General features: G+C 67.3%; 12 protein-coding genes, 2 tRNA genes and 1 riboswitch. Of the genes, 7 read left to right on the forward strand and 7 right to left on the reverse strand.

All coding sequences use genetic code 11. The features are described from left to right. Positions 1-54: 54 nt before the first annotated feature. The 5 genes from ACQPYH_RS30905 to ACQPYH_RS30925 all read right to left on the reverse strand — a co-directional run bounded on the left by ACQPYH_RS30905 (position 55) and on the right by ACQPYH_RS30925 (position 3581). Positions 55-130, reverse strand: a tRNA-Glu gene (locus ACQPYH_RS30905). Between the two features lie 78 nt (positions 131-208). Beyond that, a tRNA-Gln gene (locus ACQPYH_RS30910) sits at positions 209-280 on the reverse strand. A gap of 118 nt (positions 281-398) precedes the next feature. Continuing rightward, positions 399-1286 (reverse strand): lysostaphin resistance A-like protein, encoded by an 888-nt coding sequence (locus tag ACQPYH_RS30915; RefSeq protein WP_432878427.1) that lies wholly within the window; start codon positions 1284-1286, stop codon positions 399-401. After that, positions 1283-2800 (reverse strand): glutamate--tRNA ligase, encoded by a 1518-nt coding sequence (gene gltX, locus ACQPYH_RS30920; RefSeq protein ID WP_432878430.1) that lies wholly within the window; start codon positions 2798-2800, stop codon positions 1283-1285. The genes ACQPYH_RS30915 and gltX overlap by 4 nt, the downstream gene beginning before the upstream one ends. Further along, positions 2793-3581, reverse strand: coding sequence for a fumarylacetoacetate hydrolase family protein (locus tag ACQPYH_RS30925; protein WP_432878433.1), 789 nt, complete (start codon positions 3579-3581; stop codon positions 2793-2795). The genes gltX and ACQPYH_RS30925 overlap by 8 nt, the downstream gene beginning before the upstream one ends. 41 nt (positions 3582-3622) lie before the next feature. Between ACQPYH_RS30925 and ACQPYH_RS30930 the strand changes: the two genes are divergently transcribed. Genes ACQPYH_RS30930 through ACQPYH_RS30940 form a run of 3 tightly spaced genes read left to right on the forward strand, consistent with a single transcriptional unit; the run spans position 3623 to position 5151 of the window. Continuing rightward, positions 3623-4099 (forward strand): GNAT family N-acetyltransferase, encoded by a 477-nt coding sequence (locus ACQPYH_RS30930; RefSeq protein WP_432878435.1) that lies wholly within the window; start codon positions 3623-3625, stop codon positions 4097-4099. Further along, positions 4096-4947, forward strand: a complete 852-nt coding sequence (locus tag ACQPYH_RS30935; protein WP_432878438.1) for a 3-methyladenine DNA glycosylase — start codon at positions 4096-4098, stop codon at positions 4945-4947. The genes ACQPYH_RS30930 and ACQPYH_RS30935 overlap by 4 nt, the downstream gene beginning before the upstream one ends. 9 nt (positions 4948-4956) lie before the next feature. After that, on the forward strand, positions 4957-5151 hold the full coding sequence (locus ACQPYH_RS30940; RefSeq protein ID WP_432878441.1) for a hypothetical protein: 195 nt from the start codon (positions 4957-4959) through the stop codon (positions 5149-5151). On the opposite strand, the gene ACQPYH_RS30945 is transcribed toward ACQPYH_RS30940, so the two are convergent. Further along, complete coding sequence (locus tag ACQPYH_RS30945) at positions 5138-5758, reverse strand: class I SAM-dependent methyltransferase (protein WP_432878444.1); 621 nt, start codon at positions 5756-5758, stop codon at positions 5138-5140. The genes ACQPYH_RS30940 and ACQPYH_RS30945 overlap by 14 nt on opposite strands. Continuing rightward, complete coding sequence (locus ACQPYH_RS30950) at positions 5755-6579, reverse strand: class I SAM-dependent methyltransferase (RefSeq protein ID WP_432878445.1); 825 nt, start codon at positions 6577-6579, stop codon at positions 5755-5757. Before ACQPYH_RS30950 ends, ACQPYH_RS30945 begins: the two co-directional genes overlap by 4 nt. A gap of 104 nt (positions 6580-6683) precedes the next feature. Between ACQPYH_RS30950 and ACQPYH_RS30955 the strand changes: the two genes are divergently transcribed. The 4 genes from ACQPYH_RS30955 to ACQPYH_RS30970 all read left to right on the forward strand — a co-directional run bounded on the left by ACQPYH_RS30955 (position 6684) and on the right by ACQPYH_RS30970 (position 14008). Further along, positions 6684-7952: a Fic family protein gene (locus tag ACQPYH_RS30955; protein ID WP_432878448.1), complete on the forward strand. Its 1269-nt coding sequence runs from the start codon at positions 6684-6686 to the stop codon at positions 7950-7952. 65 nt (positions 7953-8017) lie between these two features. Continuing rightward, a complete protein-coding gene (locus ACQPYH_RS30960; RefSeq protein WP_432878450.1) occupies positions 8018-8599 on the forward strand; it encodes a DinB family protein in 582 nt (193 codons plus the stop codon). 66 nt (positions 8600-8665) lie between these two features. Next, positions 8666-8833, forward strand: a riboswitch (cobalamin riboswitch). Positions 8834-8966: 133 nt separating this feature from the next. Continuing rightward, positions 8967-12959, forward strand: coding sequence for a ribonucleoside-diphosphate reductase subunit alpha (locus tag ACQPYH_RS30965; RefSeq protein WP_432878453.1), 3993 nt, complete (start codon positions 8967-8969; stop codon positions 12957-12959). Next, positions 12956-14008 (forward strand): ribonucleotide-diphosphate reductase subunit beta, encoded by a 1053-nt coding sequence (locus ACQPYH_RS30970; RefSeq protein ID WP_432878455.1) that lies wholly within the window; start codon positions 12956-12958, stop codon positions 14006-14008. The genes ACQPYH_RS30965 and ACQPYH_RS30970 overlap by 4 nt, the downstream gene beginning before the upstream one ends. The last annotated feature ends 66 nt before the right edge of the window (positions 14009-14074 follow it).

The following is a 14074-nucleotide window of genomic DNA, read 5'->3' on the forward strand; positions in this document are numbered from 1 at the left end:
GTTGGGTGGGAACGCACGAAGGCCCCCGTCCGTGAGGACGGGGGCCTTGTTCTCTGGTAGCCCCGACGGGATTCGAACCCGCGCTACCGCCTTGAGAGGGCGGCGTGCTAGGCCGCTACACAACGGGGCCAGAGTGTTGTCAGCCGGACCTTGCGGCCCGGGCAACGAGGTTGAACTCTACCGATTCTCATCGGTGCGGTCCAATCCGCTGGGGTACTAGGACTCGAACCTAGACTAACTGAACCAGAATCAGACGGGCTGCCAATTACCCCATACCCCAAAGGCATTTCACCGTTGCTGGGAGTTTGTTTCCGCCCTCACCAACCCGGCTCGGAGAGCTTACCCGAGGCTGGGACCGGACACCAAAACGGGTCCCCTCCGGCGCGTTGTCACTCCCGTCACACCAGACTCTTGCGGTTGTCGGCGGTCAGCCCGAGCCGGCGCGCGATCACCAGCGCGACCGCTCCGAACGCGACGAACTTCACCACATCGACCGTGACCAGCGACCACGGCGCATCCTTCACGCCGAGGCTCGCGCCGACGGTGTCGGTCAGCGCCGCGAAGATGAACGTCACCACGTTGTTGGCCGCGTGCGCCGAGATCGACGCCTCCAGGCCACCGGTGCGTACGACGAGCACCGCCGCGACCAGCCCGAACGCGAGCCGGTCCACGAACAGCGCCGGACTCTGCCACGGCCAGATCCCGTGGGCCGCCGTGAACAGCAGCGCGGTCACCACGACGACGATCGCCGTACTGCGAACCAGCGCGCCCATCGCCTGCAGCAGGTACCCGCGGAAGTAGTACTCCTCCCCCGCGGCCTGGAACGTCGAGGTGAACAGCGTGACGACGATGACCGCGATCGCATCCGGCGCCGCGCCACCGCTGTGCCGCTCGCCGGTGGCGAGCTGGATGTCGCCGAACTGGACGACAGCGAGCGCGAGCAGCTCGATGACGATCGCCGCGAGGGCGAACCAGGCCAGCGGCTTCCATCGCAGACCGCCTGCCACCGAGGACAGCAGCCCCGGTCCTTGCCGGTTGAGCTTGCGGGCGACGAGCATGCTGAGCGGGATCAGCACGATCAACGTCAGGTTTGTCGCGAGCAGGCCGAACCAGGACAGCGTGCCCTCGGGATCCTTCCGGATCGCCTGCTGGATGCCGAGGATGATGAGGCTGGCGATCATCCAGCCGACCAGGATGGTCAGCGCGCCCAGCACGACGTACCCACGCGGGGCATCAGGGTTGCGCAGCAGCCGCTGGTACGGCGTCCGCGGGCTCAGCTCGCTCATGACAGCGATGACGTCGTACGCCGGGCCTGCTCGAGCCGGCGCAGGGATTTCTCCCGGCCGAGCAACTCGAGCGATTCGAACAACGGCGGCGAGATCCGGCGACCGGAGATCGCCACCCGGACCGGGCCGAACGCGTTCTTCGGCTTCAGCCCGAGGCCGTCGATAAGCGACGCCCGCAGGGCCGCCTCGATCGCCTCGGTCGTCCACTCACAATCACCGAGCGCCTTGGCCGAGGCATCGAGCACGGCGCCGGCGTCGCCGGTCAGCACCTTCGCGGCGGCGTCCGGATCGATCGTGAACGCGTCCTCGTCGACGAAAAGGAACCCGAGCATGTCGACCGACTCGGACAACATGTTCATCCGCTCCTGCACCAGCGGTACGGCGGCCTGCAGCGTCGCGAGCTGATCCGCAGACGGCTCCGCCGGCAGCACGCCGGCACCGGCCAGGAACGGGATCGTCCGCTGGGCGAAGTCCTCCGGCGGCAGCATCCGCATGTGCGCCGCGTTGATCGCCTCGCACTTCTTCGGGTCGAACCGGGCCGCGTTCGAGTTCACCTTGCGGATGTCGAAGGCCTTGACCATCTCGTCCATCGTGAACACGTCGCGGTCGTCGGCGATCGACCAGCCGAGCAGCGCGAGGTAGTTCAGCAGGCCCTCGGGCAGGAAGCCGCGCTGCATGTACTCGCCGAGGCCGGAGCCCGGGTCGCGCTTGGACAGCTTCTTGTTGCCCTCGCCCATCACGAACGGCAGGTGCCCGAACCGCGGCGTCCGGCCGTTGCCGACCCCGATCTCGGCCAGCGCCTCATACAGCGCGATCTGCCGCGGCGTCGACGAGAGCAGGTCCTCGCCGCGCAGTACATGGCTGATCTCCATCAGCGCGTCGTCGACCGGGTTCACCAGCGGGTAGAGCGGGTAGCCGTTCGCGCGGACCAGGACGTAGTCGCCGAGGTTCTCCGGGAGGAACGTGATCTCGCCGCGGACGAGGTCGTCGAACACGATCGGGCGGTCCGGCATCAGCAGCCGCACCACGGGGCGGCGGCCTTCCTCGACGTACGCCTGGATCTGCTCGGGCGTCAGGTTGCGGCAGTGGCCGTCGTACCCGCTGTGCTCACCGGCGGTGCGCGCGGCCTCGCGGCGCTGGTCGAGCTCCTCCTGCGAGCAGTAGCAGTGGTACGCCTTGTTCGCGGCGAGCAGCTTCGCGACGACGTCGGCGTACACGTCCATGCGCTCGGACTGCAGGTACGGCCCGTAGTCGCCGCCGGCCCCGGGGCCTTCGTCCCAGGTGAGGCCGAGCCAGCGCAGCGAGTCGTAGGTGTACTGGTAGCCCTCTTCGGTGTTGCGGGCGGTATCGGTGTCCTCGATCCGCAGCACCAGTTTGCCGCCGTAATGGTGGGCGAAGGCCCAGTTGAACAGCGCGCTGCGGATGTTGCCGACGGTCAGCAGGCCCGTCGGCGAGGGTGGGAAGCGCACTCGGACCTTGCTGGGCTCGAGGTCTCCCAGTACGTCATCAGTCACGCACGATCACCTTGTTAGTCAGAGTTCCGAGGCCTTCGACGGTGACCGAGACCTCGTCACCGGGCAGCATCGGCCCGACCCCCGCCGGGGTGCCGGTGAGCACCACGTCGCCGGGCAGCAGCGTCGTGAAGGACGTGATGTAGGCCAGCACGTCGGGGATGTCGAAGATGAACTGCGACGTCCGCCCGTCCTGCTTGGGCTCGCCGTTCAGCTCGGTGCTGACCCGCAGGTCGGACGCGTCGAGCTCGGTGCTGATCCACGGACCGAGCGGGCAGAACGTGTCGTACCCCTTGGCCCGGGCCCACTGCCCGTCGGTCTTCTGCAGGTCGCGCGCGGTCACGTCGTTGGCGACCGTGTAGCCGAAGATCACCTCGTTGGCCCGCTCCCTGGGCAGGTCCCGGCAGATCCGGCCGATCACGATCGCCAGCTCACCCTCGAAATTCAGGTCACTGGTCTGCTCCGGGTAGACGATGCCGTCCCGCGGGCCGATCACGCTCGTGTTCGGCTTCAGGAAGATCAGCGGCTGCTCGGGCACGTCGTTGCCGAGCTCCTGGGCATGCGCCGCGTAGTTGCGGCCGACGCAGACCACCTTGCTGCGCGGAATGACCGGCGCGAGCAGCCGGACGTCGGCGAGCTGCAACCGCTCGCCGGTGAACTGCACCGGGCGGTAGAGCGGGTCCGAGTCGAGAACGTTGACCGTCCCGACGAGTCCTTCGGGGTCGTCGGTCTCGACCACGCCGTACTTCGGCTCGTCATCCACAGAGAATCTGGCGATACGCACGGGCCGAGCCTACCGTCGGGTCCGGATGAGACAGTTAGCTGGTGACTATTCGCCTTGCGCTGCCGTCTGAGTACGACGCTGTCGGTGAGTTGACCGTGCAGGCGTACTCGCACGACGGATTCGTCCGCGGCCAGTACGCGATGACGCTCCGCGCCGCCGCCGACCGCGCCGCCAAGGCCGAGCTGTGGGTCGCGGTGGACGGCGAGGGCCTGCTCGGCACGGTGACCTATTGCCCGGTCGGCTCTGTCTACCGGGAGATCGGCCGCGACGACGAGGGCGAGTTCCGCATGCTCGGCGTCGCCGGAAGAGCCCGCGGGCAAGGCATCGGCACGGCGCTGACCGAGCGCTGTATAGAACGGTCGCGCGAACTGGGCCTCCGCCGGGTGGTCTTGAGCAGTGCCACCTATATGACCGGAGCCCACCGCATCTACGAGCGCCTGGGCTTCACCCGTCTCCCTGAACGCGACTGGGCCCCCATCCCGGGCGTCGACCTGTACGCCTTCTCCCTGGACCTATGACCACCACGCTCCCCTTAGCCGAGTGGTCGTCGTACGCGATGGACCACTGGGCTCGTGTCGACGGGTTGGTGGCGGGCCATCTCGAGCGCCGCGAGCGTCGTGAGGCGCACCCGGTCGAGGATTTCCTCTTCACCTATTACTCCACCCGCCCGAATCAGCTCCGCGTCTGGCATCCCGGCCCTGGCGTGCGGTTGCTCGACGCATCGGAGTACGCCGACCGTCGCGGCTACGTCGTCATCGACGGGACGGCCTCGCTCGACCCTGCGGAGATCACGCGCCGTGCGGACACCATCACGTGGATCCGGCGGCTGCTGGCGTCGACGCTGGATCGGCAACCGCAGTTCGGCTGTTTCGGCCTGCACGAGTGGGCGATGGTCTACCAGACATCCGACGTACGGCATGAGAAGTGGCCGCTGCGGTTAGGGGCCGAGGGCACCGATCAGGTCGTCGAGTCGCACAAGGTCGCCTGCTCGCACTTCGACGCGTTCCGCTTCTTCACGAAGTCGGCGCGACCGCTCAATGTGTTGCAGCCGACGCGCGAGTCTCAGCCGGCGTTGGAGCAAGGCGGCTGTCTGCACGCCAACATGGACCTCTACAAGTGGGCATCCAAGCTCATGCCCTTCACGCCAAGCCCCTTGCTGCTGGACTGCTTCGAGCTCGCCCGCGACATCCGCACGCTCGACATGCAGGCGTCGCCGTACGACCTGGCCCCGCTCGGCTACGCGCCGGTCCGCATCGAGACGCCCGAGGGCAAAGCCGAGTACACAGCAGCCCAGCGATCCTTCGCCGATCGCGCCCGCCCACTCCGCCGCCAACTCGTGACCCTTTGCGACGCGCTCCTCGGATAACCTCGCCCCATGGGAAAGATCGTCGCCATTGCCATCGCCGCACTGCTCATCGCGATCGGCGGCGTCTGGACCCTGCAAGGCCTCGGCTACGTCAAGGGCAGCTCCATGACCGGCAACACCGTCTGGGCAACAGTCGGCCCGATCGTCGCCGCCTTCGGCGTCGCCCTGATCTACGTAGCCTTCCGCGGCACTAAGAAGCGCTGACCACGGCCCATTGGTAGTGCAGGGCGCTCTCGTCGTCCCAGGTCGCCCACTCCGTCAGCACGCCGTACCGCTCGAGCACTGCACGGAGTCCGTCGTCGGTGCGAATGCTGAAGAACCGCCCGGGCCCATAGCCCTTTCCGTCGTCCCACACGTTCTCGCCGCCGCTCGCACTCCCCCACAGCCCGACCGCCAACGGCGCGCCCGGCCGCAGCACCCGAACGATCTCACCGAGTGCCTGGTCCAGATCCTCGTCGGCGACGTGCAGCAAGGTGCTCATCGTCCATCCCGCGTCGAACGTCCCGTCCTCGAACGGCAACTCGAGCACCGACGCCACCCGGGCATCCAGCCCGAGCGACCGACAGGCCTCAACGCTCGCCGGCGAGAGGTCGACCCCGGTGTACGCGAAACCAGCCCCAGCGATCGCCTCGCCGTCCCGCCCGGGGCCGCAACCCAGCTCGACGACACTGTGCCGGCCCTCGTCGCGCAGCCGGGTGAGGAAGGCATCGCGACGGGCGACCCGCGGCTCGGGCAGAGCGCGGTCGGTCCGCGCTCCGATCTCGTTGGAGTAGTAGGCGATGAGATCTTGCTCGCGCTCGTTGCGGCTCATGGCTTGGTCGCCTTCAGGGCGAACAGGAGCGGGATGCGTGGGGCGTCGTCCGGGAGGCGCCACCAGCCTTCCGGGGTCTGTTGCATGGTCGACCAGCGGGGCCAAGGGAGTACTTCGGACTCGCGCAAGCTGGTGAGGTGGAAGCCGGCGGTGGCGAGGGTGGTGGTGATTTCGCCGAGGCCGTGGCGCCATTCGTAGCTGGTCTGGCGGCCCGGGACCTCGTCGCCGGTGTAGGTGACGGTGGAGTCGTGGGCGATCGGGCCGCGGCCTTCGAGATAGTCGGCACGGAGGACCAACTCGTCGGACTCGCCGGGGAGTGAGACCTCGCGGAGTGAGTTCAGCAGCGGGTGGAACTCGACGATGTAGAGAGCGCCACCAGGCTTGAGGAGGTCGCGGACGACCTCGGCCCACTCCTTCAGGTCAGGGAGGTAGCAGAGCGCGCCCTTGCCGGTGTAGACGATGTCGAACTGCTTGCCCTGGACCGCATCGACGGCGTCGTAGACGTTCGCGTGCACGTAGTCGACCTCGACGCCCGCCTCGTCAGCGATCCGTCGCGCGGCCTCCAACGACTCGCTCGACAGATCGAGCCCGCTGGTCCGAGCGCCCCGGCGCGCGAACGCGATCGTCTCGGTGCCCAGATGACACTGCAGGTGCAGTACGTCGCGACCCTCGAGCGGCCCGAGATCCTCCCACTCGTAGTCGGCGAACCAGAACTCCGCGGGCCGGTCGTAGAAGTCGCTCGCCGCGTGCAGCGGCGCCCGGGCGTCCCAGTCGGCTTCGTTGGCGGCCACCATCTCCAGGGTCTGCGCGTCGAGAGTCACAGCCAGCAGTCTGCCCACAGCCAGGTCCACAGCTGGGTCCACAGGCTGGTGCGCTCACATCCACAAGTCTTGTTCAAGGTTTGTGGATAAGGTTGAATAAGGGTATGGCACGGGTGGAGTTACATCGGTGGCCCGGACACCCCGACGGGTTCACCCGGGCGGAGCGGCTCGGCGGGTCGTACGAGCTGTACTTCCCCGATCCGCTGGTCGGGCGTGAGTTCGACCTGAGCGACGACGTACTCGCGGTGCTCGAGGACGCCGCGGGCGATCTGGCGCGGCTCGACGCCACCGCGGCCGTGCTGACGAACAGCGAGGCGCTGGCTCGACTGCTGCTGCGGGCCGAGGCCGTCGGGTCGTCGCACATCGAGGGGCTCGTCGTCGGAGCGCGACGGCTGCTGAAGGCCGACGTACTGCGGGAGCGAACGCGGGACGTGACGGCCGAGGAGGTGCTCGGCGCGGTCGACGCGATGACCTGGGTGACCGAGTCCGTGCAGGCCGGCGACAAGCTCGAGGTCGAGCATCTGCTCGAGGCGCATCGCCTGCTGATGGCGCAGTCGCCGCACTCGGAGTACGCGGGCGAGATCCGCTACCTGCAGAACTGGATCGGCGGCCGCTCCCCCGCCGAGGCGTACTACGTCCCGCCGCCGGCGCAGCTGATCCCCGAGCTGCTCGAGGACCTGATCACGTTCGTCCGCGAGTCGCGGCTGCCCGTCCTTGCGAAGGCCGCGATAGCGCACGCGCAGTTCGAGACCATCCACCCGTTCGCCGATGGCAACGGCCGGACCGGGCGCGCGCTGATCCACCTGATCCTGCGCGCCGAAGGCCTGGTCACGCGGACCGTGCCGCCGGTATCGCTCTCGCTCGCGACGCACGCAACGGAGTACGTCGACGCCCTGACCGCCTTCCGGTACGTCGGACGCGCGACGACCCCGAAGGCCCGCGCTGCCGCGAACCCGTGGCTGCGGATGTTCGCGATGGCCTGCACACACGCGACCGCCGAAGCCGCGCGCTTCGAGCAGACCGCCGTCGACCTCAAGGCCGCCTGGCGGGAACGTGCGGCGCCGGTCCGGGCGGGCTCCGCGACCGAACTGCTCATCGACGCGCTGCCCGCCGCGCCGGTCCTCACACTCGCCGCCGCGGCGCAGCTCATCGACCGCTCGCAGCAGGCCGCCAACCAAGGGCTCGCCCGGCTGGTCGAGGCGCGCATCCTGCGCGAGGTCACCGACGGCCGGCGCAATCGCGTCTACGAGGCGCCCGAGCTGATCGACGCCTTCACGCTGCTCGAACGCCGCTTCGCCAGCCCGGCCGCGGACACCCGGATCGAGGCACCTAGCAGACCCGTTCCATCGAGGCCAGAACCGACACACCAGTGAATTGACTTTCGTCTCCCCGGCGAGCAAGAATTCGAACATATGTTCGATCGTACAGGGGAGAAGTGATGTCGGAGGCGTTCGACTGGGACATCCTGCACAAGCCATCGGCGATGGCCATGGTGCGCGGCCAGCTCGGCTTCAGCTGGATGGTGCTGTCCGGCCGACTCGCGCAGTTGACCGACGAGCAGTACTTCTGGCGACCGAGCAGCGAGGCGCTGACCGTCGTCCGGCGGCACTACGCCGGTCACTTCCGATCACTCGGATCCGGCGAATGGGTCGCACAGTGGCCCGATGAGCCGGACCATCGCGGTCCCCGCACGATCGCCTGGTTGATCGCCCATCTGACCGAGACCTTCTTCGAGCGGTGGGAGTGGACGTTCGGCGCGAGTCAGCAAGGGCGCGCCGACATCAACCTGCACGGCAACGCGCGCGACGCGGTCGCCTGGCTGACCTACTGGGTCGAGGCGTGGCGCGACGCGATCGCTGCACTGGACGAGGACCAGGTGATGACGGTCGGGTTGAGCCAGGCCAACGAGCTGGATGCCGGCGAGCCGTTCGGCCATGTCGTGCTGCGGCTGAATCGCGAGCTGATCCACCACGGCTCGGAGATCATGACGCTCCAGGACCTCTACGCGGTCGCGGCGTGAGATCGGCGACCACAAGATGTGCGACACGCGGCGTGGCGCTACCACAAGATGTAGATCTCTCGGCCTAGCATCACTACTGCTGGTGGTTCGGAGTGGTCGGCACCACAAGATGTGGGCCAGTCCGAGGCAACAGGGGAATCCGGTGCGAGTCCGGAGCTGCCCCGCAACGGTGAGCGGACGTGCTGTCGAGAGGCGTCCGCAAGTCCGGATACCTGCCACCGGCGCATGCACCGCCGGTGCATGCGGTCCGAGACCTCGCGGGTGGGTCGCAGGGCGTGACGGCAGTGTTCCCGGCCGGTGCTGCCGGTCCCGTCGTGCGCCTGCTCGCGTGGTTCCAGGCTTCCGAACTCTTGTGGAGAGCACACCTGTGACCCTTGCTTCCTCAACGGCTGCATCCCCGTCCCCGTTCTCGGGGATCGCGGCAGACCAGCCGATCGAGCTCACCGTCATCCGTCGCGACGGCAGCAGTACGCCGTTCGACGCCACCAAGATCTCCGTCGCCGTCACGAAGGCTTTCCTCGCGGTCGAGGGCGCCGACGCCGGCGCCACCCACCGGGTCCGCGACCTGGTGACCGACCTGACCGGCCGGGTCGTCGGAGCCCTCACCAGCCGCGGCGACGCGCGCCGCAGCGTCCAGGTCGAAGACATCCAGGACCAGGTCGAGCTGGCGCTGATGCGCGCCGGCGAGCACCAGGTCGCCCGCGCCTACGTGCTGTACCGCGAGGAGCGGACCAAGGCTCGCACGCCTGCCGATGCGGCCGGCGTGACCGAGAAGCCGGCGCTGACCGTCCGCGCGGCCGACGGCACCCGGTCCCCACTCGACGTCGACCGGCTGCGAGTGATCGTCGCGGAGGCGGCAGCCGGGCTCGACGCGGTCGACCCCGAGCTGATCCTCAACGAGACGCTCGGCGCCTGCTACGACGGCATCGCGCAGCACGAGGTCGAGCTAGCGCTGGTGATGGCCGCGCGCGGCTTCGTCGAGACCGAGCCGCAGTACAGCTTTGCCGCGTCCCGGTTGCTGCTGGACCAGATCCGGCGCGAGGCGCTGGGGCGTGTCCACGGCGAGCCGCGGCAGGCCAGCCAGGCCGAGATGGCCGAGGCCTACGCGACCTATTTCCCGCAGTACATCCGGACCGGGATCGAGGCCGGCCAGCTCGACCCCGAGCTCGGCACATTCGACCTCGAGCGGCTCGCCGCCGCGATCAGGCCCGAGGCCGATCTGGACTTCACGTTCCTCAGCCTGCAGACGCTGTACGACCGGTATCTCCTGCACCTCGACAAGGTTCGATACGAGCTGCCGCAGGCGTTCTTCCTCCGGGTCGCGATGGGGATGGCGCTGCGCGAGGACGACCGGGAGGCGCGGGCGATCCAGTTCTACGAACTGCTCAGCTCGTTCCGGTTCATGTCGTCGACGCCGACGCTGTTCAACTCCGGCACCACCCGGCCGCAGCTCTCGTCCTGCTTCCTGACCACGGTCGAGGACGACCTGGCCGGCATCTTCAGCGGCATCCGCAACAACGCTCTCCTCGCGAAGTACTCCGGCGGCCTCGGCAACGACTGGACCCCGGTCCGCGGCATCGGCGCCAAAATCCGCGGCACCAACGGCGAGTCCCAGGGCGTCGTCCCCTTCCTCAAAATAGCCAACGACACCGCCGTAGCTGTGAACCAGTGCTTCGGTCCCGAGACCCTCGTCTACACCGCCGCGGGTGCACAGCCGATCAGTGACATCGCCGTCGGTGACCTGGTCCTCGGCGCGAGTGGCCGGTATCGCGAGGTGACGAAGACCTTCGTGTACGACCAGGACGGCCCGATGGTCGAGGTCGACGTCAAGCACTCGATCGACCCGTTGCTCGTAACCGCCGGACACCCGTTCTACGCGATCCAGGGTGTGCCGATGGAGCAGAGCAACGAGCGCACCTACCGGTGGCTCGCGAACGGCAAGGTCACTGCCGGATGGGTCGAGGCAGGCATGCTCAGCAAGGGGGACTACATCGCTCAGGTCGTACCGGAAGAGATCGTCCCGGTCCGGGATCTGACCGAGGACGACGCACGGCTGTACGGCATCCTGCTCGGTGACGGACACCTGTCGAAGGACCGAAACCAGTGGGGCGTGTCCGGCAACCCACAGCGCGACACGCATCTCGCCTTCGTTCGCGCCTACCTCGCTGCCCGGTCGATCCACTTCTGGGAGACCGGTCGCGGTGACACCTACCAGCAGATCCACTGGGCTGCCGGACGAGGCCCTCGCCGGGATTCACTCACCGGCCGGATCGCCGGCCCCGGCGAGGCGACGTTGCCGTTCACGTACGACGACCTGTACGACGACGCGCACTCCAAGCGCATCGCGCGGCGACTGGCGCATCTGCCACTCGGCCACACTCGCGCGCTCATCCGTGGTCTGCTCGAAACGGACGGCGGCATCTCACGCGGGAAGGAGATCTACTTCACGAGCACCTCGCGCGGGCTGGCCAGCGGCATGCGCTACCAACTGCTCCGTCTGGGGGTTCCCACCGCCGGCCAGTTCCGGATCCGCGAAGGTGAACACGTCGGACGTCGTTCGGACGGCTCCGAGATCGCCTTCTCGAAGCCGGTGCACGCCTACGATCTCCGCATTCCGGCGGTCCCTGGGATCGCCGAAGTGCTGGGCGTGACACCGGTCGAGAAGCTCAACTGGATCACACACGAAGGCATGGTCTTCTCCCGGGTACGCGAGGTCCGCAGGACGCCGATGGTTCCGGTCGTGCACGATCTCGAGGTCGATATCGACGAGTCCTACATGACAGTCGCCGGACTGGCTCACAACGGTGGCAAGCGCAAGGGCGCGGTGTGTGCGTATTTGGAGACTTGGCATATCGATGTCGAGGAGTTTCTCGATCTCCGGAAGAACACTGGGGACGAGCGTCGGCGGACGCATGACATGAATACGGCGAACTGGGTGCCGGATCTGTTCTTGCAGCGGGTTGAGGCTGGTGGCGAGTGGACGTTGTTCTCGCCCAATGAGGTGACCGATCTGCATGATCTGTACGGCGCGGCGTTTGCCGAGGCGTACGTCGCGTACGAGGCGGCGGCGGATCGTGGTGAGGTCCGGGTGTTCAAGCGGGTCAAGGCTGTCGACCTGTGGCGGCGGATGCTGACGGTGCTATTCGAGACCGGGCATCCGTGGATCACGTTCAAGGACGCCTGCAACCTGCGTTCGCCGCAGCAGCACGACGGTGTCGTCCACTCGTCGAATCTGTGCACCGAGATCACCCTCAACACCACGGTCGAGGAGACCGCGGTCTGCAACCTAGGTTCGGTCAACCTGGTCGCGCATCTCACCGGGGACGGCCTCGATGCCGAGCTGCTCCGGGACACGGTCAAGACCGCGGTCCGGATGCTCGACAACGTCATCGACGTGAACTTCTACACGACCCCGGAATCGGAGCGGGCCAACCAGCGCCACCGTCCGGTCGGCCTCGGGCTGATGGGCTTCGCGGACGCGCTGTTCGCGCTGCGGATCCCGTACTCGTCGGATGCCGCGGTCGAGTTCGCGGACAGTTCGATGGAGCAGATCAGCTACCACGCGATCGAGGCGTCGAGTGATCTCGCTGCCGAGCGCGGGCGCTATTCGACGTACGACGGGTCGCTGTGGAGCGAGGGGATCCTGCCGATCGACTCGCTCGAGCTGCTGACGTCCGCCCGCAACGGCGACGTGATCGTCGACGAGAGCAAGCGGCTGGACTGGGACGCGCTGCGGGCGAAGGTACTGCGCGACGGCATGCGGAACTCGAATGTCATGGCGATCGCGCCGACCGCCACGATCTCCAACATCTGCGGCGTGAGTCAGTCGATCGAGCCGGCGTACAGCAACCTGTTCGTGAAGTCGAACATGTCCGGTGAGTTCACGGTCGCCAACCCGTACCTGGTCGCCGAGCTGAAGGCGCGCGGGCTCTGGGACCAGGTGATGGTGTCCGACCTGAAGTACCACGACGGTGTGCTGGCCGGTATCGAGCGCATCCCCGCGGACGTGCGGGAGCTGTATGCGACCGCGTTCGAGATCGACCCGCAGTGGTTGGTGAAGGCGGCGTCGCGCCGGCAGAAGTGGATCGACCAGGCCCAATCGCTGAACCTCTACATGGCGAAGCCGTCGGGTCGTGCGCTCGACGAGCTGTACCGGTCGGCCTGGCGGTATGGCCTCAAGACGACCTATTACCTGCGTTCCCAGTCAGCAACCCACGTGGAGAAGTCCACGCTCAAGGGAACCGACGGCCGACTCAACGCAGTACCAGTGGCAGTGCCAGTTGCAGTACCAGTAGCAATCCCAGAGCCGACCGGAGCTGTCTGCTCCATCGAAGACCCCGACTGCGAGGCCTGCCAGTGAGCACCATTTCCGTTGGAGCGGCACGAGTCGAAGTTGCCGACAAGGCGATGATCAACTCGCGGGCCGACGTCAACCAGTTGCTGCCGCTGAAGTACACGTGGGCCTGGGAGAAGTACCTTGCCGGGTGCAACAACCACTGGATGCCGACCGAGGTCTCCATGCAGGCCGACATCTCACTCTGGCGGCGTCCACCAGGGGCAAAGGACGGCCTGACCGAGGACGAGCGGCTGATGCTCAAGCGCAACCTCGGCTTCTTCGCAACCGCGGAGTCCCTGGTCGCGAACAACATCGTCCTCGCCGTGTATCGCCAGCTGACCAACCCCGAGTGCCGGCAGTACCTGCTCCGCCAGGCGTTCGAGGAGGCCGTGCACACCCACACGTTCCAGTACATCTGCACGTCGCTCGGGCTCGACGAGGGCGAGCTGTTCAACATGTACCGCGAGGTGCCGTCGATCTCGGACAAGGACGCCTGGGCGCTGAAGTACACCCAGCACCTCGAGGACCCGGACTTCCGCACCGGTACGCCGGAGACCGACACCGCGTTCCTGCGCGATCTGATCGCGTTCTACGTGGTGTTCGAGGGGATGTGGTTCTACACCGGGTTCGCGCAGATCCTGTCGCTCGGCCGCCGGAACAAGATGGTCGGCATCGCCGAGCAGTACCAGTACATCCTGCGCGACGAGTCGATCCACCTGAACTTCGGTATCGACTGCATCAACCAGATCAAGCAGGAGAACCCGCACCTGTGGACGACCGAGTTCCAGGCTGAGGTCCGGCAGATGCTCACCGAGGCGTGCGAGCTCGAGGTCGCGTACGGCCGGTCCACGATGCCGAACGGCATGCTCGGCCTCACGGCGGAGCTGTGCGAGCAGTACATGCACTTCATCACCGACCGCCGTGCAGAACAGATTGGTATCGATCCGATCTTCGGTGAAACGCGGAACCCCTTCGGCTGGATGTCAGAGGTGATGGACCTGAAGAAGGAGAAGAACTTCTTCGAGACCCGAGTGATCGAGTACCAGTCGTCCAGCGGACTCAGCTGGGACTGACACCGGATCACCCCAGATCGGGAGGCCCGCGGAGCTACTCGCCGCCCCGCGGGCCTTCCTTACCGC

The organism is Kribbella sp. CA-245084, from assembly GCF_050942355.1.
Classification (GTDB): Bacteria; Actinomycetota; Actinomycetes; order Propionibacteriales; family Kribbellaceae; genus Kribbella.

What these genes read in the sequence shown, in the direction of transcription:
- ACQPYH_RS30940 (WP_432878441.1), top strand. Translation starts at nt 4,957, where the DNA reads ATGGGAAAGATCGTCGCCATTGCCATCGCCGCACTGCTCATCGCGATC.
- ACQPYH_RS30935 (WP_432878438.1), top strand. Translation starts at nt 4,096, where the DNA reads ATGACCACCACGCTCCCCTTAGCCGAGTGGTCGTCGTACGCGATGGAC.
- ACQPYH_RS30960 (WP_432878450.1), top strand. Translation starts at nt 8,018, where the DNA reads ATGTCGGAGGCGTTCGACTGGGACATCCTGCACAAGCCATCGGCGATG.
- ACQPYH_RS30945 (WP_432878444.1), bottom strand. Translation starts at nt 5,758, where the DNA reads ATGAGCCGCAACGAGCGCGAGCAAGATCTCATCGCCTACTACTCCAAC.
- ACQPYH_RS30915 (WP_432878427.1), bottom strand. Translation starts at nt 1,286, where the DNA reads ATGAGCGAGCTGAGCCCGCGGACGCCGTACCAGCGGCTGCTGCGCAAC.
- ACQPYH_RS30955 (WP_432878448.1), top strand. Translation starts at nt 6,684, where the DNA reads ATGGCACGGGTGGAGTTACATCGGTGGCCCGGACACCCCGACGGGTTC.